At 33.6% G+C, this 26,242-nt stretch carries 19 protein-coding genes and 1 pseudogene; 15 read left to right on the forward strand and 5 right to left on the reverse strand.

Annotation, left to right across the window (positions count from 1 at the left end):
- Window positions 1-38 precede the first annotated feature (38 nt).
- From MHB47_RS01380 to MHB47_RS01405, 6 genes are all read left to right on the forward strand, one after another.
- Window positions 39-1,232: a CynX/NimT family MFS transporter gene (locus tag MHB47_RS01380; RefSeq protein ID WP_340754551.1), complete on the forward strand. Its 1,194-nt coding sequence runs from the start codon at window positions 39-41 to the stop codon at window positions 1,230-1,232.
- Window positions 1,233-1,464: 232 nt separating this feature from the next.
- Window positions 1,465-2,949, forward strand: coding sequence for a cardiolipin synthase (gene cls, locus MHB47_RS01385; protein ID WP_340754553.1), 1,485 nt, complete (start codon window positions 1,465-1,467; stop codon window positions 2,947-2,949).
- A gap of 176 nt (window positions 2,950-3,125) precedes the next feature.
- Window positions 3,126-4,511: a MocR-like transcriptional regulator GabR gene (gene gabR / locus MHB47_RS01390; RefSeq protein WP_340754555.1), complete on the forward strand. Its 1,386-nt coding sequence runs from the start codon at window positions 3,126-3,128 to the stop codon at window positions 4,509-4,511.
- 107 nt (window positions 4,512-4,618) lie between these two features.
- Window positions 4,619-5,935: a 4-aminobutyrate--2-oxoglutarate transaminase gene (gene gabT / locus MHB47_RS01395; RefSeq protein WP_340754557.1), complete on the forward strand. Its 1,317-nt coding sequence runs from the start codon at window positions 4,619-4,621 to the stop codon at window positions 5,933-5,935.
- Window positions 5,936-6,020: 85 nt separating this feature from the next.
- On the forward strand, window positions 6,021-7,400 hold the full coding sequence (locus MHB47_RS01400) for an NAD-dependent succinate-semialdehyde dehydrogenase (RefSeq protein WP_340754559.1): 1,380 nt from the start codon (window positions 6,021-6,023) through the stop codon (window positions 7,398-7,400).
- 165 nt (window positions 7,401-7,565) lie between these two features.
- Window positions 7,566-8,948, forward strand: a complete 1,383-nt coding sequence (locus MHB47_RS01405) for an APC family permease (RefSeq protein WP_340754561.1) — start codon at window positions 7,566-7,568, stop codon at window positions 8,946-8,948.
- A gap of 111 nt (window positions 8,949-9,059) precedes the next feature.
- Here MHB47_RS01405 and MHB47_RS01410 read toward each other — a convergent pair whose 3' ends face one another.
- Window positions 9,060-10,067 carry a PTS transporter subunit IIC gene (locus MHB47_RS01410; protein WP_340754564.1) on the reverse strand — a complete coding sequence of 336 codons (1,008 nt, stop codon included), beginning with the start codon at window positions 10,065-10,067 and terminating at the stop codon, window positions 9,060-9,062.
- Window positions 10,068-10,263: 196 nt separating this feature from the next.
- Here MHB47_RS01410 and MHB47_RS01415 point away from each other — a divergent pair, with 196 nt between their 5' ends.
- Window positions 10,264-10,827, forward strand: coding sequence for a DUF488 domain-containing protein (locus MHB47_RS01415; protein WP_340754566.1), 564 nt, complete (start codon window positions 10,264-10,266; stop codon window positions 10,825-10,827).
- A gap of 272 nt (window positions 10,828-11,099) precedes the next feature.
- On the opposite strand, the gene MHB47_RS01420 is transcribed toward MHB47_RS01415, so the two are convergent.
- Both MHB47_RS01420 and MHB47_RS01425 read right to left on the reverse strand, forming a co-directional pair.
- Window positions 11,100-11,990, reverse strand: coding sequence for a fructose bisphosphate aldolase (locus MHB47_RS01420; protein WP_002511606.1), 891 nt, complete (start codon window positions 11,988-11,990; stop codon window positions 11,100-11,102).
- A 127-nt stretch (window positions 11,991-12,117) separates the two neighbouring features.
- Window positions 12,118-12,843, reverse strand: a complete 726-nt coding sequence (locus MHB47_RS01425; protein WP_340754568.1) for a class I SAM-dependent methyltransferase — start codon at window positions 12,841-12,843, stop codon at window positions 12,118-12,120.
- 270 nt (window positions 12,844-13,113) lie between these two features.
- Here MHB47_RS01425 and MHB47_RS01430 point away from each other — a divergent pair.
- Window positions 13,114-14,247: pseudogene (locus MHB47_RS01430) on the forward strand (ABC transporter substrate-binding protein).
- Between the two features lie 597 nt (window positions 14,248-14,844).
- Window positions 14,845-16,467: a BCCT family transporter gene (locus tag MHB47_RS01435; protein WP_107514301.1), complete on the forward strand. Its 1,623-nt coding sequence runs from the start codon at window positions 14,845-14,847 to the stop codon at window positions 16,465-16,467.
- Window positions 16,468-16,705: 238 nt separating this feature from the next.
- On the opposite strand, the gene cudC is transcribed toward MHB47_RS01435, so the two are convergent.
- Entirely contained in the window at window positions 16,706-17,257 is a 552-nt protein-coding gene (cudC, locus tag MHB47_RS01440) for a choline uptake/conversion transcriptional regulator CudC (protein WP_340754572.1), read from the reverse strand.
- Between the two features lie 202 nt (window positions 17,258-17,459).
- On the opposite strand from cudC, the gene betB reads away from it, so the two are divergent.
- From betB to MHB47_RS01460, 4 genes are all read left to right on the forward strand, one after another.
- On the forward strand, window positions 17,460-18,953 hold the full coding sequence (gene betB / locus MHB47_RS01445) for a betaine-aldehyde dehydrogenase (RefSeq protein WP_340754575.1): 1,494 nt from the start codon (window positions 17,460-17,462) through the stop codon (window positions 18,951-18,953).
- A gap of 59 nt (window positions 18,954-19,012) precedes the next feature.
- The gene (gene betA / locus MHB47_RS01450) at window positions 19,013-20,695 is read left to right on the forward strand and encodes a choline dehydrogenase (RefSeq protein ID WP_002506527.1); all 1,683 of its coding nucleotides are present in this window, start codon (window positions 19,013-19,015) and stop codon (window positions 20,693-20,695) included.
- Window positions 20,696-20,945: 250 nt separating this feature from the next.
- The gene (locus tag MHB47_RS01455) at window positions 20,946-21,269 is read left to right on the forward strand and encodes a DMT family transporter (RefSeq protein ID WP_002506528.1); all 324 of its coding nucleotides are present in this window, start codon (window positions 20,946-20,948) and stop codon (window positions 21,267-21,269) included.
- A gap of 226 nt (window positions 21,270-21,495) precedes the next feature.
- Window positions 21,496-22,071, forward strand: a complete 576-nt coding sequence (locus MHB47_RS01460) for a GNAT family N-acetyltransferase (RefSeq protein WP_340754577.1) — start codon at window positions 21,496-21,498, stop codon at window positions 22,069-22,071.
- A 67-nt stretch (window positions 22,072-22,138) separates the two neighbouring features.
- Here the strand turns inward: MHB47_RS01460 and MHB47_RS01465 are convergent, their stop codons facing one another.
- Window positions 22,139-24,301 carry a bifunctional glycosyltransferase/CDP-glycerol:glycerophosphate glycerophosphotransferase gene (locus tag MHB47_RS01465; protein ID WP_340754578.1) on the reverse strand — a complete coding sequence of 721 codons (2,163 nt, stop codon included), beginning with the start codon at window positions 24,299-24,301 and terminating at the stop codon, window positions 22,139-22,141.
- Window positions 24,302-24,808: 507 nt separating this feature from the next.
- Between MHB47_RS01465 and MHB47_RS01470 the strand changes: the two genes are divergently transcribed.
- Window positions 24,809-25,255, forward strand: coding sequence for a GNAT family N-acetyltransferase (locus MHB47_RS01470; RefSeq protein ID WP_230456593.1), 447 nt, complete (start codon window positions 24,809-24,811; stop codon window positions 25,253-25,255).
- A gap of 235 nt (window positions 25,256-25,490) precedes the next feature.
- Entirely contained in the window at window positions 25,491-26,117 is a 627-nt protein-coding gene (locus MHB47_RS01475; RefSeq protein ID WP_340754580.1) for a nitroreductase family protein, read from the forward strand.
- Window positions 26,118-26,242 lie beyond the last annotated feature (125 nt).

The raw sequence follows: 26,242 nt of genomic DNA on the forward strand, positions 1-26,242 counted from the left end.
TGTGTTGTTTTAAAATAAAGCGAGCAAGGCGGTACAATATGGAAAAATATAGAACCATAAAGCCATTTAATTGGTTATTATTTATAGGCATCTTACTGGTAGGGGCTAACTTAAGAGCACCGATCACATCTATTGGTGTTGCGTTACCTGACATTAAGACAGATTTAGCGATGTCTAATAGTGCAGTCAGTGTTATAACAGTTGTGCCATTATTGGCATTCTCTGTGATTTCATTATTTGCTGCTCGAACAAGTAATAAAATGGGATTAGAAAAAACAATTTTCTTAGCACTTTGTTTAATCTTTATTGGTGTCCTTGTCAGATCAATTACGGGCATTTCATGGTTATACATAGGAACAGTGCTGATAGGTATTGGTATCGGATTTGGTAATGTACTAGCACCAGCAATGATTAAGGCGAAATTTCCACTACATATCGGTATTATGACGGGATATTATACCGTTGTGATGAATGTGTTTGGTGGCTTATCCTCATATGGGACAGCGCCCTTAGTAAAGGCATTTAATTATAATATCGCTATCAGTGTTATAGGAATTATCACACTTGTAACAATCATTATATGGTCATTTCAATTAAAAGGAACACAAGAAACCGCAACAGCTTTACCTCGGAAAAGTGTAAATGTGTGGAAATCTCCATTAGCATGGCAAATTACGATACTTATGGGGGGACAATCACTTATATTTTATTCGTTGATTAATTGGCTGCCTGCTTATTTATCTCATAGTGGCATGACTATTAATGAGGCAGGCGCATATTTATCTATTATGCAGATTGCTATTATTCCATTTACCTTCATTACACCTATATTTGCGACTAAAATGAAATCGCAATTCTTCTTAACCTTTATTACAGGTATATGTTTTATTGTGGGTGTGACAATTATGCTAGTTGCGCCACATCTAGCAATCATTTCTACTATCTTAATCGGCGTTGCGGGTGGTCTTGCGTTTGGCTTAGTGAATACGTTCTTTAGTTTAAGAACGGAACATATTCAAACATCAGCAAAGCTTTCAGGAATGGCTCAAGCAGTAGGTTATCTTGTTGCAGCAGTAGGTCCGTTATTATTTGGTATCTTGCATGATATGACAGGTAAATGGACTGCTTCACTAAGTATTTTATTAATTACTGCGATTGTTATAACGCTATTTGGCTCACAAGCGGGACGTAAACGTACTATAGAACAATCAAGCACAATCAAAACAAAATAAATAGTTTGAAAATAAGCTGTCATATATTTTCATAAATTAAATGAAATGTATTTAAAATGGTAAAAATACTCACGATAGAATATAATTGAAATGATTATATCAATTGAAATATTATTCATTGAACGTTATTATTTATGACATTCAATTTATATGAGAATAAAATGAAAAGTTTAATGCAACAGTTAATTTTTAAATAACAATTTTTATAAAAGTGAAGTAGTGGGGTGATTTTATGCAATTGATGTTTGATACAGGTATAAGCCCGATATATAGAATCGTGTTAGCTTTCTTTTTTCTAATGAACATCGTGCTCGCTTTACTTATTGTATTTTTAGATAGGGATAGAAGAGATGCGACCTCAACTTGGGCATGGTTATTCTTATTATTCGTTATGCCGATTTTAGGTTTTATTGTGTATATATTCTTCGGACGTGCAGTTAGAAAAAAACGTGAACGCGGATTTGAGCATAATCAAATTGAAGATGGGTTGAAAAGGTTACGGTCACAACTTCAAGATGATACAAACAAAATTAGTGATTCAAAAAATCCTATTGTAAGAAAACATGCTGATATTGCTAATACGTTATTAACGAAAGAACAATCTTTTTTAAGTAATAACAATAATATCGATATTTACACAGATGGTCATGATTTGTATGATCAAATGAAGCAAGATTTACGCAATGCTAAGCGCTATATTCATATGGAATATTACGTTTTAAAATTAGACGGCTTAGGTAGTGAAATTATTGAAATATTAGAAGAAAAAGTTGCAGAAGGTCTAGAGGTTAAACTACTCTATGATGCCGTAGGTTCTAAATCGGTACATAATTCTAATTTCAAAAAGTTTCAGTCAGAGGGCGGACAAGTCGAGGCATTTTTCAAATCTAAAATACCTTTTATAAACTTTAGAGTAAATAACCGAAATCACCGTAAAATTGTAATTATTGATGGACTGACAGGTTATGTAGGTGGTTTTAATATAGGTGACGAATATTTAGGTTTAGACGAGAAGTTTGGCTATTGGAGAGATACACACTTAAGAGTGAGAGGCGACGGTGTCGATGCACTACAATTGAGTTTCATACATGATTGGAACTCGCAAGCTAAACGTGAACAGCTAGAATATAATAAAAGATATTTCCCGAACAATGCCTATCAAGGTGGCAACGTGTCTATGCAACTGGCTGCCAGTGCACCAAGTGATAATTGGCATCAAATTGAATTTGGATATATGAAGATGATTATGAATGCTAAAAAGTCCATCTATATGCACAGTCCTTATTTTATTCCGGATAAAGGGTTTATTAATGCCCTGCGTATTGCTGCGAAATCTGGTGTCGATGTTCGTTTGATTATACCGTGTAAACCTGATCATATATTTGTATATTGGGCGACAATTACAAGCGTGGCTCAGCTGATTAAAGACGGTGTGAAAGTCTACACATATGAGAATGGATTTATCCATTCTAAAATGATTATGATTGATGATGAAGTATCAAGCGTGGGTACTGCAAATATGGACGTTCGTAGCTTTGAATTAAACTTTGAAATTAATGCATTTATGTATGACACGCAAATCGCGAAACAATTAAAAGAAGCATTCTTTGAAGACCTTAAAGTTTCAAAAGAACTCACAGAAGAACGTTACGAACAGCGTTCACATTGGATTAAGTTTAAACAATCTATTGCTAAATTAGCATCTCCAATTTTATAATATTTGATTCTAATGTCTGATAATTCTTGACGTGAAATCAATACCAACAGCGATAGTTAACCTCATGGTGGCTACCGTTGTTTTTTAAATCAAAATAGAAAAAATAATTTTATTAGTATAGTAGACTTAACCATGTGTATAATAAACAAATTGTAATATAGCGAAGGGGTGTAGTTATGCAACAAGACACAGAACAATATATCTATAGACAGTTATATAATCGCTTAAAAGATGATATACTCGCATTCAAATATGAAAGTCATGAAAAAATCCCTTCAAAAAGAGATATGGCAAAGCATCTTAATGTGAGTGTGAACAGTGTGAAATCAGCTTACGAACAGCTATTAGCTGAAGGTTACATTTATACAAAGGAACGAAAAGGCTATTTTATAGAACCGTTAGATAAATTAATCGTCGATCCTGACGCACAAATTTCATTAGAGGGCCACGAACATACAACTCGAACTACATTTGATTACTCTTTTTCCCATATGAGTACAGATATATCAGAATTTCCAGTCGACACATGGGCAAAGTTAACAAAGCGTGTATTTCAAGATTATGATTATTATTTGTCGACTATTCCACACGTTAAGGGCCCAATAGAACTAAGACAATCTATTGCGAAACTCGTGTCATATCAAAGAGGGATACAATGTCATCCTGAACAAATCGTTATAGGATCAGGAACGAATACTTTATTGATGCAGTTAATTCAATTATTGGAAAGAAATGTAACGATTGCTGTAGAAAATCCTGGCTATTCACGTTTTAGAACATTACTAAATCAAACGAATACATCAACCACAGCAATAGAATTAGATCATAAAGGTATATCTATAGATCAGCTCAAACAAGTGCAACCTAATGCTGTTATTGTAACACCATCTCACCAGTTTCCTATGGGCACCATTATGCCTGTCTCAAGACGAATCGATTTATTAAACTGGGCAAGCCAAACACATAGTTATGTTATAGAAGATGACTACGATAGTGAGTTTAAGTATGAAACAGACAATATACCGTCATTGTTTAGTTTTGATAAAAATGACAGCGTGATTTACTTGGGTACTTTTTCCAAAACATTAATGCCAGGTTTACGTATGAGTTATATGATTTTACCATCAAAATTGATTAAGCAGTTTGAATTACAAAATGATAATATGATACCAGATTTTTCTATGTTAAATGCATTAACACTCAATTTAATGATTAAAGAAGGTCATTACGAAAAATATATTAAAAAAATGCATCAACTATATGGAAAAAGAAGGTCTCTATTAATCGAACATTTAGAAAATGTTTTTAAAGATGACATTCAAATAAAAGATACACGCGCAGGTTTACACTTCATCATAGAAGTAGTTTCTCCTTATACATATACAGAAATTGAAACACGCGCAAAAGCACAAAAATTAGAACTTTATACTATTAAACGCTTTTCTGTAAAAACATTTCATAAGAATGAGGCGGTTAAAATTTTAATTATTGGCTTCTCAAAAATTGAACAATCACAGATACCTGAAGCTGTAAAGCGTTTGAAACAAGTGCTTTCTGAATAAACTGGTACCATTAGTTTACTTAAACTGGGTCTTTACATAATACCAATAATGACTTAAATTTTTAGACAACCATAAATCTTTTTTAATAAGCATGAGGAGGTTTTTTAATGTCAGGTCAATTTGAGCATTTTAAAGAAAAAAGAGAAAAGTATGTAGCACGTGGTGTTGGTAATGGAAATTTGCATGTTGCAGATAAAGCGCAAGGAGCAACAATTACTGACGTAGATGGTCATACATTTATTGATTTTGCTGGTGCTATTGGTACGCTTAATGTCGGTCATACGCACCCAGAAATTACCAAACATTTAAAAGAAAAGCTAGATAAATTCATTCATCCCGGCTTTAATGTCATGATGTATGAAAGTTACCTTAACCTAGCACAGAAATTAACAGAGATTACGCCAGGTGAATTTGCTAAAAAAGCTATTTTACTAAACTCTGGTGCTGAAGCAGTAGAAAATGCAGTGAAAATTGCTCGGAAATATACAGGTAGACAAGCCGTTGTATCATTTGTACGTGGTTTTCATGGTCGTACAAATTTAACAATGTCTATGACAAGCAAAGTGAAACCTTACAAATATGGATTCGGTCCATTTGCGCCTGAAGTTTATCAAGCACCATATCCTAATATTTCTGAAAAATCTGAAGAATTAACGGAAGCTGCATATGTAGATCAAGTGATTCATAAATTACATGACTTCTTCATTGAAACTGTAGATCCAAGTGACGTTGCATGTATTGTAATGGAACCCGTACAAGGTGAAGGTGGATTTATTATTCCTGATCAAAAGTTTGTTGATACAGTAAAACAAATTTGTGAAGACAATGGTATCGTTTTTGTAGTAGATGAAATACAAACGGGTTTTGCTAGAACAGGTAGAACCTTTGCAATTGAACATTTTGATATTGAACCAGACTTAATCACAGTTTCTAAATCACTTGCTGCGGGGTTTCCTTTAAGTGGTGTAGTAGGTAAAGCAGAAATCATTGATAGTGCAGCGCCAGGAGAATTAGGAGGTACGTATGCAGGTAATCCATTAGCTTGTGAAGCTGCGTTAAAAGTAATTGATATTATAGAGCAAGAGCAATTAAATGATAAAGCAGAACAGCTTGGCCATGATATTGAAGTATATTTGCAAGAACTCAGTCAGTCACACAAGCATATCGCACAGATTCGTCGTCTAGGGGCTATGGTAGCTTTTGAAGTTGTAGATGCTGAAACAGGTTTACCTGATAAAGCACTGACAGGTAAAATCACACAAATAGCAAATGACAAAGGCTTGTTGTTATTATCTGCAGGAATTAAAGGCAATGTTATACGCTTCTTACCTCCATTAGTAATAACTGATGAAGAACTTAACCAAGGCTTAAACATTTTAACGCATGTATTTGATGAAGTGACTTCAAATTATAGCGTTTCTTAAAAAATGAAGTTCATTTTCAAAATATTAAAGGGTATAAGTTAATGATAGACATAGAGTATAAAATGTTTTTTAAGGAGTGAAGGATATGGAACAGTTAGAAGTATATAATCCAGCAACGAATGAAGTAGTTGAACGTTTAGATTACACGACGCATGAGGAGATTGATACGCAGATAAAACGCGCTCATCAAGCTTTTCAAGAATGGAAAGTTGTAGATGCACATGAACGTGCTGGTAAATTAAACCAATGGGCTACACTTATAGATGAACACCAAGATGAACTTGCACGTCTGATTACCCTTGAAGGTGGTAAACCTTTAGCTGAAGCTCAAGGGGAAGTAGCTTATGCGAATTCTTATGTGAAATGGTATGCAGAAGAAGCGAAACGTGTCTATGGGCGTACAATTCCGGCCCATACACCTTCTAAGAAAATGGTTATAGATAAATTTCCAGTTGGTGTGGTTGGAGCAATTACACCTTGGAATTTTCCAGCAGCAATGATTACGCGTAAAATGGCACCAGCTTTAGCAGCAGGATGTACAATCATTTGTAAGCCAGCAGTGAAGACACCTTTAACTACTATCAAATTAGTAGAACTTGCACATGAAGCGGGTATTCCGAAAGATGCGATATCTTATATTATTGCATCAGGTAAAGATGCGGGTGATATATTTACTGGACATGGCCAAATTAATAAAATAACGTTTACTGGATCGACAGCCGTTGGTAAAACATTAATTGAACAATCAGCACAAACAGTAAAAAATGTAACGATGGAACTTGGAGGTCTTGCACCGTTTATTGTACATAATGATGCAGATATTGAAGCAGCCGTTGATGGGACGATTGCTTCTAAGTTCAGAAATGCTGGACAAACATGCATATGTGCAAACCGTATCTTTGTACATAAAGATATAGCGGAACAATATACAGCAAGACTAACTGAAAAAGTACATGCACTCACAGTAGGTGATGGTTTAGAGGAGGAAGTTAAAATAGGTCCTCTAATAGATCACAATGCTGTCGAGAAAGTGTTAACACATATTACAGATGCACAAGACAAAGGTGGCAAGTTATCTCGTAGTTTAGAAGAAATCCAAGCATTAGGTGGCAATTTCTTAAAACCAGTAGTAATTTCTAATGTAGATTTGAACATGAAAGTGATGCATGAAGAAACATTTGGACCTGTGGCACCAATCATGACCTATGATGATTTAGATGAAGTGATAGACATTGCAAATGATACTGAATTTGGGTTAGCTTCATATTTCTTCACAAATAATTATCGTACTGGATTGAAATTATTTAATGAATTAGAGTACGGCGTCATTGGATGGAACGACGGTGGCCCTTCTGCAGCACACGCACCTTTTGGTGGTTTGAAAGAAAGTGGCTATGGTCGAGAAGGCGGTACAGAAGGAATTGAACCATATTTAGAAACTAAATATCTATCAATAGAAACTTAGCAGATAATTTTGATTTTCAACAATTACAAGATGAAATGATTTAAACGTAAACAAAGTGAGGAAATAAAGTGATTCCAAGGTTGGAATTATCGTAATTAATTAGATGTTATTTCAGCCTTGATATATCACTTTTTGAAATTTGAGGAATGATATGGGGTATGTTCAATGAAATCAGAATTTAATAAATCAATGAGTATTGTTGATGTCTTGTTTCTTGCTATCGGCGCCATGCTTGGATGGGGATGGGTCGTATTATCAGGAGAATGGGTTTCAACAGCAGGTTTTGTAGGAAGTATTATTGCATTTTTAATAGGTGGATTTTTAGTTATTGTGATAGGACTTACATATGCAGAGTTAGCTGCAGCTATTCCTGAAACAGGGGGCGGATTTGTTTTTGTGAAAAAAGCATTTTCTCCGGGAATCGCTTTTATATCCGGTTGGTCGGTGCTTTTTGGCTATGTCTCTGTAATAACATTCGAAGCGGTTGCTTTGCCAACTGTGATAGATTATGTAATTCCGTTTCAGCATCAAGGGTTATTGTGGAATATCGCAGGATGGGATGTTTATCTGACATGGGTACTCATCGGTTCTGTAGGAAGTATCATCTTAACGTCACTTAATTACTTCGGCGTTAAGCCAGCAGCGATTATGCAAACAGTATTTACAATATTTATCGTTGGAGTAGGGTTGCTACTTGTGTTTGGTGCAGGGTTCAATGGTAACTTTAATAATTTACAACCATTTGAAAATGGTGTTGGTGGTACAATGTCTGTCTTAATGATGATTCCTTTCTTATTTGTGGGATTTGACGTCATACCGCAAATAGCTGAAGAAGTAAAAGCACCAGCTAAAAAAATTGGTGGTATTTTAATTTTTTCTATTATTGCGTCAGTCATATTTTATTTATTGATTGTTTTTGGTGTATCCACAGGATTATCTCCACAAGCATTGACGACAAGTAGCTTAGCAACAGCTGATGCGATGGTCAATTTATTCGGTCATAGTGGTTTCGGTATCTTGCTAGTGCTTGGTGGTGTCGCCGGTATTATTACGAGTTGGAATGCATTCATTATTGGTGGTAGCAGAATATTATATGCCATGGCCAAAAATAAGATGATTCCACAATGGTTTGCTTATATTCATCCAAAGTTTAAAACGCCTACACACGGTATTTTATTCTTAGGTGTACTTGCATTTGTTGCACCATTATTAGGTAGACCTGCACTTCAGTGGATTGTTAATGCAGGGGGTATAGGTGTTGTATTAGGTTATTTACTCGTAGCTATTTCATTCCTTAAGTTACGTAAAACACAGCCAGAGTTAGAACGCCCTTATCGTATTAAGAATGGTAAAGCAGTCGGTATAATTGCAATTGTATTAAGTGTGTTATTCTTAATCATATACTTGCCTGGCATGCCATCATCATTGGCTTGGCCATCAGAATGGTTAATTGTCTTGGTCTGGTATTTCATTGCATTTGTACTCTATTTTACACAAAAGAGAAATGTTGTGAGTGGTGAGCAAGTTCCAGTACAAGAAGATAGGTAATATTATTTTAATATAGGATAAATACAAAAGCAGCCCGAATTTTATATTCGGACTGCTTTTTGTGCACGCTTTTCCACATATGAGTCAGATTCAATTATCACTATTTAAAAATTAGTTAGCGATATGGATAAGTTGATCTCCAGGTTTAATCCATTGCTTATTTAAACATAGTTTATATAATGAAAAACTAATAGCTGCAGGTAAGAGGATGTGGAATACAAGGATTAACATCCAAACTTGTAGTGAGCCCCCCATCGTATTAATAGTCATAATTTGACCGATGAATCCACTTGTTCCCATACCGGCACCAGCAGCATTATTCGTCATAGGGAACAATGTTGTCATGATAGGTGCAACAATTGCACTCGCAAGTGTTGGAGGTAAGAGTATCATAGGGTGCTTAATAATATTTGGAACTTGTAACATGCTTGTACCAATTCCAACGGATAATATACCTCCCCAGCCATTATCTTTAAAGCCATTGACTGCAAATCCAACCATTTGAGCTGCGCAACCAATTGTCGCCGCTCCAGCAGCTAATCCACTTAAATCAAGCATAAGTGCAAGTGCAGCACTAGAAATAGGCGCCGTTAAAGCTAAACCAAAGATGACAGCTACGAGAACCCCCATTATGAATGGTTGTTGCTCAGTAGCAGCGTTGATGATTTTGCCTAAGCCAGTCATAAATTGATTGAGTGCCGGACCAAAGCTTTTTGCAATGAAACCACCAATAATAATTGTTAGTAAGGGCGTTATAATAATGTCGATTTTTGTTTTTCCTGCATATAATCTACTCAGTTCAACTACGATTAAAGTAGCAATATATGCCCCCACAGGACCACCTTCAAAAGTGGTATACCCCAATGTTCCTACAATGACACAAGAAAAAACAACGAGTGGTTTTGCGCCTAATCCATATGCAATTGCAACACCTATCGCTGCACCTGTCACAGACATGGCAACCTTACCTATTTCAGTTAAAAATGTTAAGTCTAATTGAGGCAGTAATGTTTGACTACCTATTGTATCCAAAATTAACCCGATAATTAACGATCCGAATAATCCTAAAGCCATAAAACTGAGTGCTTCTATGACCCACCTATGTAAATAATTCTTCATTTTTGTCCCCTTAATCTTTAAATAAAGTTATTTTATAAATTAAATTTAGTATATAGATATTTTTCAATGATGGCTAGTATATTTTAAGAATTAGTTTATAGTCAATATATCGCAAAATTAAATAGTTGGGATTATAAAAATTTAATTAGGTTATATAGTATAAATACAAGATGTTTCAACGGTTAGGGGGATTAGAATGTCGGAAATATATACGATAGGTCACGCGAATCATTCGGAACAGCAATTTATAGATATGCTTCAACAATTTAATATAGAGGTCATTGTGGATGTACGTGCGTATAGAGGGAGTAAACGCAATCCTCAATTTAATGAAGAGAATATGAGAAAATGGCTCACTGAAGCAAACATTGAATATCAATATAATACGTTGTTAGGTGGTAGAAGAAAAGCCTCTGAAAGTGTAGGTAGAACAATAAATGAAGCATGGAATAATGAGTCTTTCCATAATTACGCTGATTATACTTTGACGGAAGATTTTCAAGAAGGAATCAAGGCATTAGAAGTGTTAGGGGATTCAAAACGTGTAGCATACATGTGTTCAGAACCTCATCCAGCGCGATGTCATAGATTAATTGTGAGTAATTGGCTAACTGCTCACAAATGGTCTGTACATCATATTATGCTTGATAACGAACAACAAATTATTCAGCAACAGCATGAATTAGGGCAATGGGGTGCTTTGCCGATTATAGAAGATGATGGATATATTGTTTATCCTGAAATTGATGAAGGTAATTAGGATGTTATTGCTGATTACATACCATAGGAACTTCATGAACTTATAATCTCAAATCACCTCACATTCTAGTAGGACGCATACAAAAAATATGTGTTTTAGGTGTTTGTTGTTACGAAAAAAGTACCTCTATGTGCAAATAAAAAAATCTAATCATGAAAAAAACAGTTTTCTACATTTTGAGTAGAAAACTGCTTTTATTAGTTTACTGAGGTATTCAAATCTCAAGCGCTCTGCTTTTCCTGGGAAATAAATAAGGTGTAGGAATTATTTATTTAGGCTTTATTGACTGAAGCGTCATAAATAGATTCGATTGTTTCACCTAAGATTTTATCAAATTCTTCATCTGATTGATTTACATTTAAATCATTAATAAGTGCACGAGAGAAGCTAGCAATTAAATCTTTGTTTTGTTTAAGGACTTCGTTTGCATGTTCTCTACTGTATCCACCTGATAGTGCAACAACACGTACAACATTAGCATGATCAATAAGTGTTTGGTATTGGTTAGCTTTTGTAGGGATAGATAGTTTTAACATCACAAGTTGATCGTCGTTTAATTTGTTTAGTTCTTCTAAGATTGAGTCAGCTAAATATGCTTCAATTTCTGCTTTATTTTCAGCATTAATATTAACTTCTGGTTCAATGATTGGAACTAATCCAGCAGAGATAATTTGTTTAGCAACATCAAATTGTTGTTTTACCACTAAATCAATACCATCTTTGTTTAGTTCTAAAATATTAGAACGCATTTTCGTACCAAAAATTTTGTGTTCATTGGCACGACTTAATAAAGCATCTAAATCTGGCATAGGTTTCATTAATTGAACGCCATCTTTTTGTTCGTCTAAACCTTTATCAACTTTTAAGAAGGGAACAACGCCTTTATCTGCTAAGTAATCTCCAGTATGTTTACCGTCTACTTCGCGATCCATCGTTTGTTCGAAAAGAATTGCACCAATAATTTTATCAGCGCTGAATGAAGGTGATGATACAATACGTGTACGCATGTCATGAACGAGTTTGAACATTTCATCTTCGCTATCGTATTGATCTTCAGTAACGCCGTAATCTTTAAGCGCTTTTGGTGTACTACCACCACTTTGATCTAATGCAGCAATGAAACCTTTACCATTTTTCACTTTATCAAATTGTTCTTTATTCATTCTTACCACTCCTTTTACTGTATTCTCTTTTAGTATGATAAAAATTGAAGCATAACGCAAGTTCAAGGCACTTAAGATACTAAAATATAATAAATATTCTATCTAATATAAAAAAATGTACATTAAACTAGGTCATAGGTTTAGTGACTGATATTAAAAATATAGGTGTTGGATTATAAAAAGCATCTTGTTCTTTATATACTCGAGCATAAACACCAGTATCAAGATGAATGTTTTGATATCCTAACTGTTTTAAGATGTTTATGTCATATTGTGGTCTTGATTGATGATTAATAGGTATGCTTTGTTTGATGATTTCGCTTTCCTGCAACATCTCATCTCCCAGTGTGTTATGTGCGTGATCTGTTGAGATATCCCCGTAATTAATAAAGGAATCTTTGCCATAGTTACCATCTATATTAATAAGATGGCCATTTGGTTTTAACACACGTAACCACTCTTTGTAAGTAGCTTGTGTGTTAGGCATTAACCATGTCACATTTCGAGCGATAACGACATCAAAAGTTTCATTTTCATAATTTAGATGTTCTGCATCCATGACTTTAAATTTTATATTTTGATTTAATTGTTGTGCATTCTGTTTTGCAGATTGAATCATATCAGGAGCAAGATCAATACCTGATACTTCAGCGCCTTGTTGTGCACATAGGATTGCTAGAAAACCAGCACCTGTACCTATGTCTAAGACTTTTAAACCATCTCTTAATGGAGTAATTGCTTCTATCTCTTTCAACCAAGCTGTTGCATGACTACTTTCTAATTCGGCCTGTTTATCTTTACTAAAAGACTCGGCACGTTTATCCCAATAATTTACAATTTGTTTTTTATCCATTTTCAAACCCTCTTTATTCAAGACTTTATTATTCCTTCTATATTATAGAATACTTTCAATTAAAAGTAAGATAATTAAAATACATATTGAAATTGATTATCATTATCATTAGAATAGTTTATATATAGAGAAATATGCATAAATATAGACTTAGAATGCTATTGGAAGTATTTAATCAATTTTTATGGATGCATATAGGTCTAGTACTTATAAATTACACTAGGTTATTTTGACTTAGTTTAGAAAATAGATATGAACAGGAAATCAGCAATGAATAGAAAATATAGTATCCTATCTGGGATTGTATTATCAGCTACATTACTTACTGCATGTAGTTCAAACAGTACAGCGAGTAATTCAGAAGATAAAGAATTAACGAAATAGGAAAAACTTGTTACCGATCAAACAAATCGTGAAGTGAAGATTAAAAAAGATCCGGATAGTATTGTAGTAGGGGGCATACTGCCTTATTTTTCTGCTTGGTTTGTAGGGACGAATTCTACTAAAGAAATAAAAGGATTACATCCAAATGCCTACAATGCTGCAGAAAATTCAATGCTAGCTAAAATATCTCCTGATATTAAAAAAGCATCTACTGAATTTGTGAAAAATGGTGATATCAATATAGAAGAATTATCTAAAATCAATCCAGATGTCTACTTTGAACTTGCATCTGAAAAGAAAACCTTAGATAAAGTTGCAGAAAGTGGTATACCTACAATTGGTCTTGATACTGTAAATGATGAAGATGATGATCCATTGACTACATTTAACAGTTGGTTAGAAATAACTTCAGAGATCAAAGGTGGTAAAACAAGTGAGAGAACTGATAAGTTTATGCAAGAGGGCGAAAAATCTCAAAAAATGATTGATGAAAGCTTAAAAGACACAAAAAAATCAGAGAAACCCAAAGTTTTATTTCTACATCAGCACTCAGATAATTCTATCGTTGTAGCTGGATCAAATTTCCATAGTGAAAAATGGATTAAAGCAACTGGCGGAATTGATATAGTTGGAGAAGATGGCATAGAAGGACAAAAAGAAGTCAATATGGAACAAATTTATAAATGGAATCCGGATAAAATCTATATTACTAATTTCACTGAAACACAACCAGAAGATTTGATTGAAAATAAAACGGATGGTCAAGATTGGAGCCAAGTGAAGGCAGTGAAAGACAAAGAAGTCTATAAGGTACCTTTAGGTATTTATCGTTGGTTCCCACCAAATGGTGATGCTCCATTAATGTTGAAATGGATGGCACAACATAACCACCCTAATAAATTTAAATACAATATGAAAGATGAGATTAAATCATATTATCAAAAATTTTACGATTATAAATTATCGGACCAAGATGTAGAGTTAATTTTACATCCATCATCTGATGCTGCAAAATATTAATATTCGATAACAATAATTGGTATATAGAAAAATGATATTAAAATTATAAAAATAGCTTATGAGTGTCGACAAAGTCTCGGATTTTGTCGACACTTTTTTGTATGCGATTCACTATACCTTTTTAGTTTTGAAGGCCATTAATTTAAACTCGAAGTCATTTTAATATGACGTAATTTAAAGACATTTATATTTATAATTATTTTATGCTTTTCACTAATATTAACAAAAACCAAGCAATGTAAAAATTAAACGATTTTTTTGTGAAAAATCACCAAATACATAAATAAAATAAAAAAATAAAATAGAATATATATTCATATTATATGTATAAAAATACAGTTAGTTAAGTTTGTAAGATTCATTAATTTCGTTAAGTTTAAACTTAACACTGTGATTGTAGCGATTTTCATATTCAAATTAATTGGTGTTTTTATATAATTATTCATCTTTTACAAATAACTCGTTTGAATGTAATTTGCATTATTATTTAAAATTCGTTAGGCTCATGTTTGTGAATAATTAAATAGTTCTTGCTAATTCATTAAATTTATTAGCGGTAATTTTACATACAAATTTACTATGAGGGGTGTTCAACAATTGAAAAAGAATAAAGTAATGGATTGGACGACCTTTATAGGGTCTTCCGTAATTTTATTAATTGCAGTAATTCCTATGATGGTTTTTCCAAAGGCCAGTCAAGATATTATTACGAAAATGAATGAAGCTGTGGTAAGTACAATTGGTTCAGTATACTTATTTATTGGATTGGCAATTTTAATATTTGTTTTGTACATTGCATTTGGAAAATATGGAAATGTGACATTAGGTAAATCTACAGATAAACCTGAATTCAATAATTTTAGTTGGGCAGCAATGCTGTTCTGTGCTGGTATTGCTTCAGATATTTTATATTGGGGCGTTATTGAATGGGCCTTTTACTATCAAGACCCGCCACACGGTGGTAAAGGAATGACGGATAGTGCTTTAAACTACGCTACAATGTATGGCATGTTCCACTGGGGTCCTATCGCTTGGGCAACATTCGTACTGCCAGCGTTATGTATTGGTTATCTTATATTCGTGAAGAAAAAACCAGTGTTTAAAATCAGCCAAACGTTACGACCTATCTTAAAAAGTCAGACAGATGGCTTTATTGGACAAGTTACTGATATTATATTTATCTTCGGTTTACTTGGAGGCGCTGCAACATCACTCGCACTTGGCGTACCGATGATTACAGCAGGTATAGAAAGATTGACCGGTTTAGACGGGGATAATATGGTCATGCGTGGTGCGATTCTATTTATCATAACTGCACTTTTTGCATACAGTTCTTATTCTGGGTTGAAAAAAGGTATAAAAGTATTAAGTGACTGGAACGTTATTTTGTCATTTGTTTTACTCGGATTTGTACTGATTGTTGGTCCAACTGTGTTTATTATGGAAACAACGATAACAGGTATGGGTAATATGGTAAAAAACTTCTTCCAAATGGCGACATGGATAGAACCATTCGGAGGTATCGGTGGACGTAAGGAAACGAACTTCCCACAAGATTGGACAATATTCTATTGGTCATGGTGGATTGTATATGCACCGTTTATAGGGTTGTTTATTGCTCGAATTTCTAAAGGACGAACTATGAAAGAAGTCGTTCTAGGTACGATAATATACGGTACTTTAGGCTGTATGTTATTCTTTGGTATTTTCGGTAACTATGCAGTTTACTTACAATTAACTGGAGCGTTTGATGTTGTTCAGAATTTAAACACGCATGGTACAGAAGCAACTATAATTGAAGTGTTGCATCAATTACCATTTCCTAATTTAGTTATTATTTTATTCTTGCTTTCTGCGGTACTGTTCTTAGCAACGACTTTTGATTCTGGATCTTATATTTTAGCAGCAGCATCTCAGAAAAAAGTGGTTGGAGAACCTTTAAAAGCAAACCGTTTATATTGGGCATTCGCTTTATGTTTATTACCATTTGCATTAATGCTTGTTGGTGGTGAGCGATCATTGGAAGTGTTAAAAACAGCTTCTTTACTTGCTAGTGTGCCAGTACTCATTGTCTTCGTCATGATGATGATTTCCTTCTTACGGACATTAAATGAGGATCGACTCAAACTTGAGCGTCGTGCGGATAAATATAAAGAAGTAGAAAGACGCTCACTGAGAATTACACAGGTGAGAGAAAAGAAAAATGACGACAACTTATAGATAAAAACATATAAAAAGCAGTGGAGTATCTATGACATTAGATTGCTTCACTGCTTTTTTTTTTGTAGTGGAGATGGAAGTGGATTGTGACGTATCAGAAATTTTAAATACGTATTTTACACTGATTTTTCAATGAAGATGTATCTGAAAATGAAAAAATGACAGCTAGATTTCTAAGAAAGAATCTAACTGCCATTTTTAAAGTTGTAAAACTTCTCTTGAAGCATTGAAATAAGTGTTATTTCTTATTTTCTGGAATTGGGAAGTATTTAAATATTTCGCCGCTTTCGATTGCTTGGCTTAAATTATCTAACCAATCATAGTAGGGTAATGTATCGATTAATTGTGCTTTGACTTCGCTAGCTTCTGTCTTAGTCGCTGCATCAGCATTTTTGTCGTTGATGACCTTATCAAGTATAGCTACTGAATCATAAACAGCCTCAGAGTTAATTACAATTTCTCTTTTCCATTTGCGGGTAAAGAAGTTACTAAAGAAATTGAAAAAGTCTTTTTCAGCAATGAAATGTTGTTTTCTACTGCCGCGTGTAAACTGTTGTTTGACAAGATCGAATTCTTGGAGCCTTTTTACTCCAGCACTCATGCTAGGTTTGCTCATTTGTAGTTGTTCACGCATTTCATCTAATGTCATGCTGTCTTCAAAGAGCATAGTACCAAATAAATTACCTACACTTCTGTTAATCCCGTATAAGTCCATCGTTTCACCAATTGCATTGATAACGATGTCTTTTGCTTCATCCAATTGCTTATCAGGGTTGTTTGAATGTACCACGATGTACACCTCCGATAATTTTTTATACGAATTTAAGATATTGATGATTAAGGAATGCAAAATAATTACATTTTTATAATTATACAAATCCCTAATCAGCTTATAACTAAACTCGTTTGACACCCTTTCAATTACTATGCTAACATAAAGCTTGTAAAATTCGTTAAATAAAAATTTAACAAACTTAACGGAGGTAATTTTCATGGAACTTTTAAATCAATTATCTCGTCGTCAATATATTGATGGTGAGTGGGTAAGTAGCTCAAACGAAGAAACAAGAAAAATTATTAATCCATATAACCAAGAAGTCATTTTTGAAGTCGCAGAAGGTACTTCGGAAGATAGTGAACGTGCCATTTTAGCTGCGAGAAATGCATTTGAAGGTAGCGAATGGTTTCAAGAAACAAGTGAATCTAGAGGCAAAAAAGTTGGCGCAATTGCTGACTTAATCGTTGAACACCGTGAAGAATTAGCAAGACTTGAAACATTAGATACAGGTAAAACATTAGAAGAATCTTATGCGGACATGGACGACATTGCGAATGTATTTAATTATTTTGCTGGTTTAGCAGATAAAGATGGTGGCGAAATAATAGATTCACCAATCCCTAATACTGAAAGTAAAGTGATAAAAGAACCAGTAGGCGTTGTCACACAAATCACACCTTGGAACTATCCTTTACTACAAGCTTCATGGAAGATTGCTCCAGCATTAGTTACAGGGTGTACGCTTGTTATGAAGCCGAGTGAAATCACACCGCTAACAACAATTCGTGTATTTGAATTGATGGCGGAAGTGGGATTCCCTAAAGGTGTAATTAACTTAGTCTTAGGTAAAGGTTCAGAAGTAGGAGAGCCGTTATCATCGCATAAAGAAGTAGACTTAGTATCTTTTACAGGTGGTATTCAAACAGGAAAACATATTATGAAACAAGCTGCTAATCACGTAACGAATGTTGCATTAGAGCTTGGTGGTAAAAATCCTAATATTATTTTCGATGATGCTGATTTTGATCTTGCAGTCGATCAAGCTTTGAATGGTGGGTTTTTCCATGCAGGACAAGTATGTTCTGCTGGGGCAAGAATCTTAGTACACAACGATATCAAAGATAAATTTGAAGCGGCATTAATTGAAAGAATTAAAAATATTAAATTAGGTGATGGATTTAATCCAGAAACCGAAATGGGTCCAGTTATTTCAGCTGAGCACAGAGAAAAAATCGAAAAATATATGGAAGTTGCAAAATCGGAAAACGCAACAATTGCGATTGGCGGTAAAAGACCAGAACGTGAAGACTTACAAGATGGTTTCTTCTTTGAACCAACTGTCATTACAGATTGTGATACTTCAATGCGTATTGTACAAGAAGAAGTGTTTGGTCCAGTTGTAACAATTGAAGGCTTTTCAACAGAAGCAGAAGCAATCGAACTAGCAAATGATTCAATTTATGGTTTAGCAGGTGGCGTATTCACTTCAGATATCGGTAAAGCTGAGCGTGTTGTTAATAAATTGAAGATGGGTACGGTTTGGATTAATGACTTCCACCCATACTTTGCACAAGCACCATGGGGCGGTTATAAACAATCAGGCATTGGTAGAGAACTTGGTAAAGAAGGTTTAGCAGAATATCAAGTTGAGAAACATATTCTACGTAATACGAACCCAGAGCCAGTAAATTGGTTTGGTAAACAATAGGTAATTTGCACACAAATAAAAAATATTAATAATTAAAAATTTAGGAGGTTTTATCAAAAATGAAAAAATCGTATGATTATATCATTATTGGTGGTGGCAGTGCCGGTTCGGTACTTGGTGGCCGTTTAAGTGAAGATGCATCTAAAGATGTACTTGTATTAGAAGCTGGACGTAGTGACTATTCTTGGGATTTATTAATTCAAATGCCAGCAGCATTAATGTATCCAGCAGGGAATAAACTATATGACTGGATTTATGAAACAAATGCAGAACCACATATGGGTGGACGTAAAGTTGGACATGCGCGTGGTAAAGTATTAGGTGGTTCAAGTTCCATTAACGGTATGATTTACCAACGTGGTAACCCAATGGATTATGAAAAATGGGCGCAACCAAAAGGCATGGAATCATGGGATTATGCGCATTGTTTACCATACTTTAAACGTTTGGAAACAACATTTGGTTCTACTAAAGATGATCAGTATCGTGGTCACCACGGTCCAATTAAATTAAGACGTGGACCTGCTAAAAACCCGTTATTCCAAGCGTTTTTCAATGCTGGTGTTGACGCTGGTTATAATAAAACACCAGACGTTAATGGTTTCCGTCAAGAAGGATTTGGTCCTTTTGATAGCCAAGTGCATAACGGTAGACGTGTTTCAGCATCAAGAGCTTACTTACATCCAGCTATGAAACGTAAAAACTTAGACGTCCAAACACGTGCGTTTGTAACTAAATTAAATTTTGAAGGTAATAAAGTAACTGGTGTAACATTCAAGAAGAATGGTAAAGAACATACAGTGAATGCGAAAGAAGTTATTTTATCTGGTGGCGCAATTAACTCTCCACAATTATTACAATTATCTGGTATTGGTGATACAGAACACCTACGTTCAGTTGGTGTTGAACCTCGTCTACATTTACCAGGTGTTGGGGAAAACTTTGAAGACCATTTAGAAGTATACGTGCAACATGCATGTAAACAACCCGTTTCAATGCAACCTAGCCTTAACAAATTGAAAATGCCATTCATTGGCTTACAATGGATTTTAGGTCGTAAAGGTGCAGCAGCATCTAACCACTTCGAAGGTGGCGGATTTGTACGTTCAAATGATGATGTAGATTATCCAAACTTAATGTTCCACTTCTTGCCAATCGCAGTAAGATACGATGGTACGAAAGCACCACATGCTCATGGTTACCAAGTACACGTAGGACCAATGTATTCTAACTCTCGTGGTTACTTGAAGATTAAGTCTAAAGATCCATTTGAAAAACCAGATTTCGTATTTAACTACTTATCTACAGAAGAAGATAAACGTGAATGGGTTGAAGCAATCAAAGTAGCTAGAAACATATTGTCTCAAAAATCATTAGATCCATTTAATGGTGGAGAAATTTCTCCAGGACCTGAAGTACAAACAGATGAAGAAATCATTGAATGGGTAAAACGTGACGGCGAAACTGCATTGCACCCATCATGTAGCTGTAGAATGGGCCCAGCATCTGACGAAATGTCAGTTGTTGATCCTGAAACATTCAAAGTACATGGTATGGAAAACTTACGTGTTGTAGATGCATCTGTAATGCCACGCACTACAAACGGAAATATCCACTCACCTGTATTAATGATGGCAGAAAAAGCATCAGACATTATCCGTGGTAAAAAACCTATGGAACCAGAATATATCGATTTCTATCGTCATGGTGTACATGACAAAGATGCAGGAACAGTAAAATAAAAGAAATGAACAAATATATAATTTGAAATAACAACTGGTGAAGTCATAAATTCAATGATTTTCACCAGTTTCTTATTATTTGTAGGTGTTAAAGTGATACTGTTTTAGAGTTGGAAATGGCAAAGTGAACAATTGCTACAATAGTTAAACAGGACTTTGATATTGATTAAATAGAAGTAGAGCGATTGTTAAAAAGGTTAATATAAAAACGATTAACTTTCCAAGTGCTTCGATTTAGGAAAGGAGTATTATGGCTTATTTATATTTAGTGATTGCTATTATTACTGAAGTAACAGGCACCGTTTCACTCAAGGCTTCTGAAGGCTTTAGTAAATTATACCCAAGTTTATCAGCAACTGTCTCATTTATTATTTGCTTTTATTTTTTTAGTTTAGCTATGAAATATCTACCATTAGGCTTAAGTTATGCCACTTGGGCTGGTTTGGGATTAATATTGAGTACAGTACTCGCAGTTGTTTTATTTAATGAAAATCTAAATCTCACAGGTATTATAGCAATCGTGTTTATACTCATAGGTATTGTATTGTTGAATACGATAGGTGTTTCAAAATAAGGAAGTATAGATTTGAATAACATCCTAGATAAGTATAGATATTTTCACTGTCACCAAAAATGTATGATTTTTTTGGTTGGCAGTTTTTTTATGTTTTTCATAAATTTATAATGTGCATAATATATAAGTTTTTATTTGAAGTTGTAATATGTGTTTTTATGATGGGAATAAGGCTATTATAAATATAAGTTGATATAACAAATTTAATGATGTGGGGTGTGGCAGGATGGAAAATATTAAAGTACAAATGATGAGAACCCAGTTAGACGACATACCACAGTATGATGTGCCTAAAGGTTTTGTCATTAGGAAATTCCGTAAAGGCGATGAAAAATTATGGGCTTATATAGAAACGCTAGCAGGTGAGTTTACAACTGAGGAAATGGCATTAGAAAGGTTTAATAAAGAATTTGGGAATCATGTAACAGAGATGGAACAACGTTGTATCTTCATTGAAAATGAACAGCGAGAAGTTGTGGGTACGACAACTGCGTGGTATGGCTATTTAGGTGATGATACTCAAATGATGGGGAGGATTCATTGGGTTGGTATTATACCAGCATATCAAGGAAAAAAGTTATCTAAGCCATTACTTAGTGCAGCAATGAATATTTTAGCGTTATATCATGATAAAGCTTATTTAACTTCACAAACGATTAGTTATAAAGCCATTAATATGTATCTTGAGTTTGGTTTTAAACCTGTACAATTAGATGATAATTATCACAAAGCTTGGCAGTTATTAGCTCAAAAATTAAATGAAAATAGGGGCGGAAGTAAGCAATCAAAATTTGAAATTTGATTGCTTACTTCCGCCCCACAAGGCTAATTTAAAATGGAATACAAGAGCTGAAACATTTATCTAAGAACTACTTGTCTTGTCGACCAGTAATTAAATCAGAAATTGCTTTAGACGATTTACCATCTTCTAATGAACAAAAATCATTATAGAAAGTGTCGATTTTATCTTTGTAATCTACTTTTACTTGGTCTAAGTTTTTCAAATCATCAGCTAATTTATAAGCATCTTGATAAATTGGACCTGGTAAATCTTTATGATAATCAAGATAGAAACCACGTAAATCTTGACCATATTTATCTAAATCATAAGCGAAAAAGAATTGCGGTCTTTTTAGTACGCCGTAATCAAACATGACTGATGAATAATCCGTGATTAAACAATCTGAAATTAAGTATAATTCAGAGATGTCACTGTAATTTGAAACGTCAATTGCAAACTCTTCATAACCTCTTAAATCAAGAGCATTAGAAATTAAGTAATGCATTCTTAATAAAATCACATATTCATCACCTAATTGCTCATGTAAGTTATCTAAGTCAATTTTCAAATCAAACAAGTATTTACCTTTCTTAACAAATTCGTCATCTCTCCATGTAGGAGCATACATAATTACTTTCTTATCTTCGGGTAAATTTAAATTCTCTTTGATTTCTTGAAGATATGCTTCGTCTTGTGAGCGATTAACTAAAACATCATTTCTAGGATAACCAATTTCGAGGATTTGTTCTGGACTCATCCAGAACGCTGTTTCAAATATTTTTGATGAATAAGCATTTGGTGAAACGAGATAATCCCAACGATTTGTTTCTTCTCTGAAATTGCGTTTATAACGATCTGTTGTTGTTCCAGGCATACGAATGACCTTCATATCGTTTGCTAAGCGTTTTAATGGTGTACCATGCCAAGTTTGGATATAGACTTGGTTAGGTTTTTTATTTAGAAACAGTGGGAGCCTAGCATTTGATACCCAGTATTTTGCTCTAGAATAAGCATCATAGTATGCTTTAGAATTTTTTCTAACCTTTTGGGCAGGACCTGGTATTTGTACGCTGTCAGGTTTTTTTAATACCCATATAAATTCATAATTCGGATGATGTTTCATCATATATTCATAAACATATTTAGGACTATCACTATAATTTTTACCACCAAAAGCTTCAAATACGATCGTTTTTGGATTTACTTTATCTTCAGAATCTGTCAATTGGTAAAGCGCACGATGTTTGTTTTTTCTGCGTAAAACAACATTTTTAGCTAATCGAGCTTTATTTCTAAACTGATTAATTTTAAATGCTGATTTTCTCTTATTCAACATAAGCATGAGCGATTCTGCGATAAATAAAGGTTTTTCATTTTTGAAAATTGTAGGAAATAGTTTTCTCGTTAAGCTTGGTAATAACTCACTATTTTGTTCGTATCTTTCAGGTGTTTTTCTTAATGAAGGTTCAAACGAATATTTAAATAAACTTTTCATTTTATTTTTTATGAAACGCTTGTTTTCCTTTAAAGGCGCACGTTGAATAGAATCTGAAAAACTATAAACATAATCATTGAAGACAATACCGAAATCTTGCTTAGATAATCTTGGTTTTAAGAATGGGTCGTAAACTTCGCCTTTGATATAAAACGGGAAGCGACTCACACGTACAAAACCATTTGAATATTTTATAAAATCTAATATGAATGACCAGTCAATAAAGACATCTAATCCTTCATTGAACTGTAGATTATGCCCACGTGCGATAGCGGTTTTAAAGACAATATTACACGCTGAATTTTTGCGTAAAAATTGATTTGACTTAGTTTTGGTATCTAAATATTCCACACGCACTAAGTCTTGGTCTATATATTGTGGTATATCCAGTGTAAATGAATGTATTGGTGAAATAAGTGCATCAAATTGATTTATTTTTTTCATATAAAATGCAAGTGCATAAGAAGCTAAATAATCATCTGAATCAATGAATATAAAATATGGTGCATCTACTTCTTGCATAGCAATATTTCTTGCATGTGCATGACCTGTATTTTGTTGTAAATCAATTTCTTTTATTGGTATATCCCAATTTGCAATACTTTGTGTTGCAATTGTTTTTGAATTATCAGTTGAACCATCATTAACTAAAATTAACTCAAAATCTTGAAATCTTTGTTTTTTAAGACTAGTTAAACATCTTTCTATATAGTCTTCTGAGTTGTAATAAGTCACTATTACAGATATGGACTTCATTATTTATTCCCTCTTTTTTTAAAATTTTCTCTTTATATTTTGATATAAGGTAGAATATATCGAACTTTTTATAATATTTTCGGCTATTGATAATAGCTTTGTAAGTTATTTAAATGCTCTATTAAGAAACAATGGTAATCAATCATCAGATGATCTGTTGATTGTAAAGCATCCATTGTATCATGTACAGTATTCACTATAAAAAAATAGGTCTTTGTATATTGCAAAAACCTTCTTGATAATATAGTGAAGTCGCCTGTAATTAATGGTATATAGATAAAGTCACTATCCTATTTTACTATAAAAATTCAATATATACAGTAGTTAAGAAGAATTATATTGATATTAAATTTTTTGAATAATAAAGTTTTTATTTTGCAAAGCCTTGAAATTAAATTATTTTGATTTAGGGTATTGTCAAAGTAATAAAAATTATTTGAATTGTAAAGAGATATAACAATGATTGTAAGTATTTACAAAGAAAGTGTGTTGCAGAAAGGGTGCGTAATGATGACAATTAGAAAAGCAAACCAAGAAGAGTTGAAAATAATCAATGAAACGGTACCGACTGTATTTAAAGAAGCAATAACAGCAGAGTTTGACTTATCAGATCATGCGATGAGATCAGCGTCAAAACAATTAATAAATGAAGGTGCTGAGTATTATGTATTAATAGAAGAAGGGCACATGAAAGGTTTCGTGCTTATAGATGACAAAACAGATTATTTTATTCAAGAGGAGTACGGCTTTATATACGAATTGTATGTATTTGATGAATATAGAAGACACGGAGTCGCTGAAGAATTAATACAATTTGTCGGCGAGTATTTTAAAGCGAAAAATATCAAAGAAGTAAGGCTAAATGTTTTTGCGAATAACTTTGCTAAAAAATTATACGAAAAAATGGGTTTCTGTGATAGAAATATAACAATGTCTATGCAAATAACAGATTAGGGTAATTTACGATTTTGCACTCGTGAAGTTTAAGTGTATGAATTGCATTTAATTAAAAAGAGTATAATAGATTTTTTGGAAAAGCGTATCCTTATATTAAGTTTTTGATGAAGTATTGTTAATGATTATTTAAATTCTCGTTGGTATTAATTTCATTCTCAAACAGATGATTTGTAAATTGAAATAAATTGAGTATAATTTGTTTTTGTTAAAAATAGTTAAGGAGAAATGAATAATGATTAATAACGACTTTGAAGATATAGTAATGAATAGAAAATCTGTAAAACTTTTTGATGAGCAAGTTAAAATATCAACCTCAGAGATGGATGAAATGATTCAAAAAGCAACAAAGGCACCATCATCAGTCAATATGCAACCATGGCGCTTTTTAGTTGTAGAGAGTGAAGAAGGTAAAGATAGATTACGCCCGCTTATACGCTTTAATACACGTCAAAATGATTCTTCGTCCGCAATGGTAGTTATCTTTGGGGATATGCAAAGTCATGAATACGGTGAGGAAATCTATAATAACGCTGTCAAGCAAGGATTAATGCCCGAAGATGTGAAAGATGAATTACTTGGGAAAGTATTACCTTTCTATAGAAGTTTAGAAAAAACTGAAATGAACGATATTATAAAAATTGATAGTAGTCTAGCTGCTATGCAATTTATGTTAGTTGCCAGAGCTTATGGTTATGATACGAATCCAATAGGTGGATTTGAAAGTGATCAAATAGCCGCAGCCTTTGATATCGATTCAGAACGTTATGAACCTGTTATGATTATAGCAATAGGAAAAGCAAAAAATCCTGCTCATGGTTCATATCGTTTACCAGCAGAAACAATTACTAAGCACGTATAATATTATAAGCTGAATCCAATTGGGGCTGAGATATAAATATCTCATTCTCAAATTAAAAGCAGCAATCTATTAGTTTCTAATGGATTGCTGCTTTTCTATGTTAAAATCTTCCGATTTTGAAAGCG

Source organism: Staphylococcus sp. FSL K6-3157 (assembly GCF_038005145.1).
In the GTDB taxonomy this organism is placed as follows: domain Bacteria; phylum Bacillota; class Bacilli; order Staphylococcales; family Staphylococcaceae; genus Staphylococcus; species Staphylococcus equorum.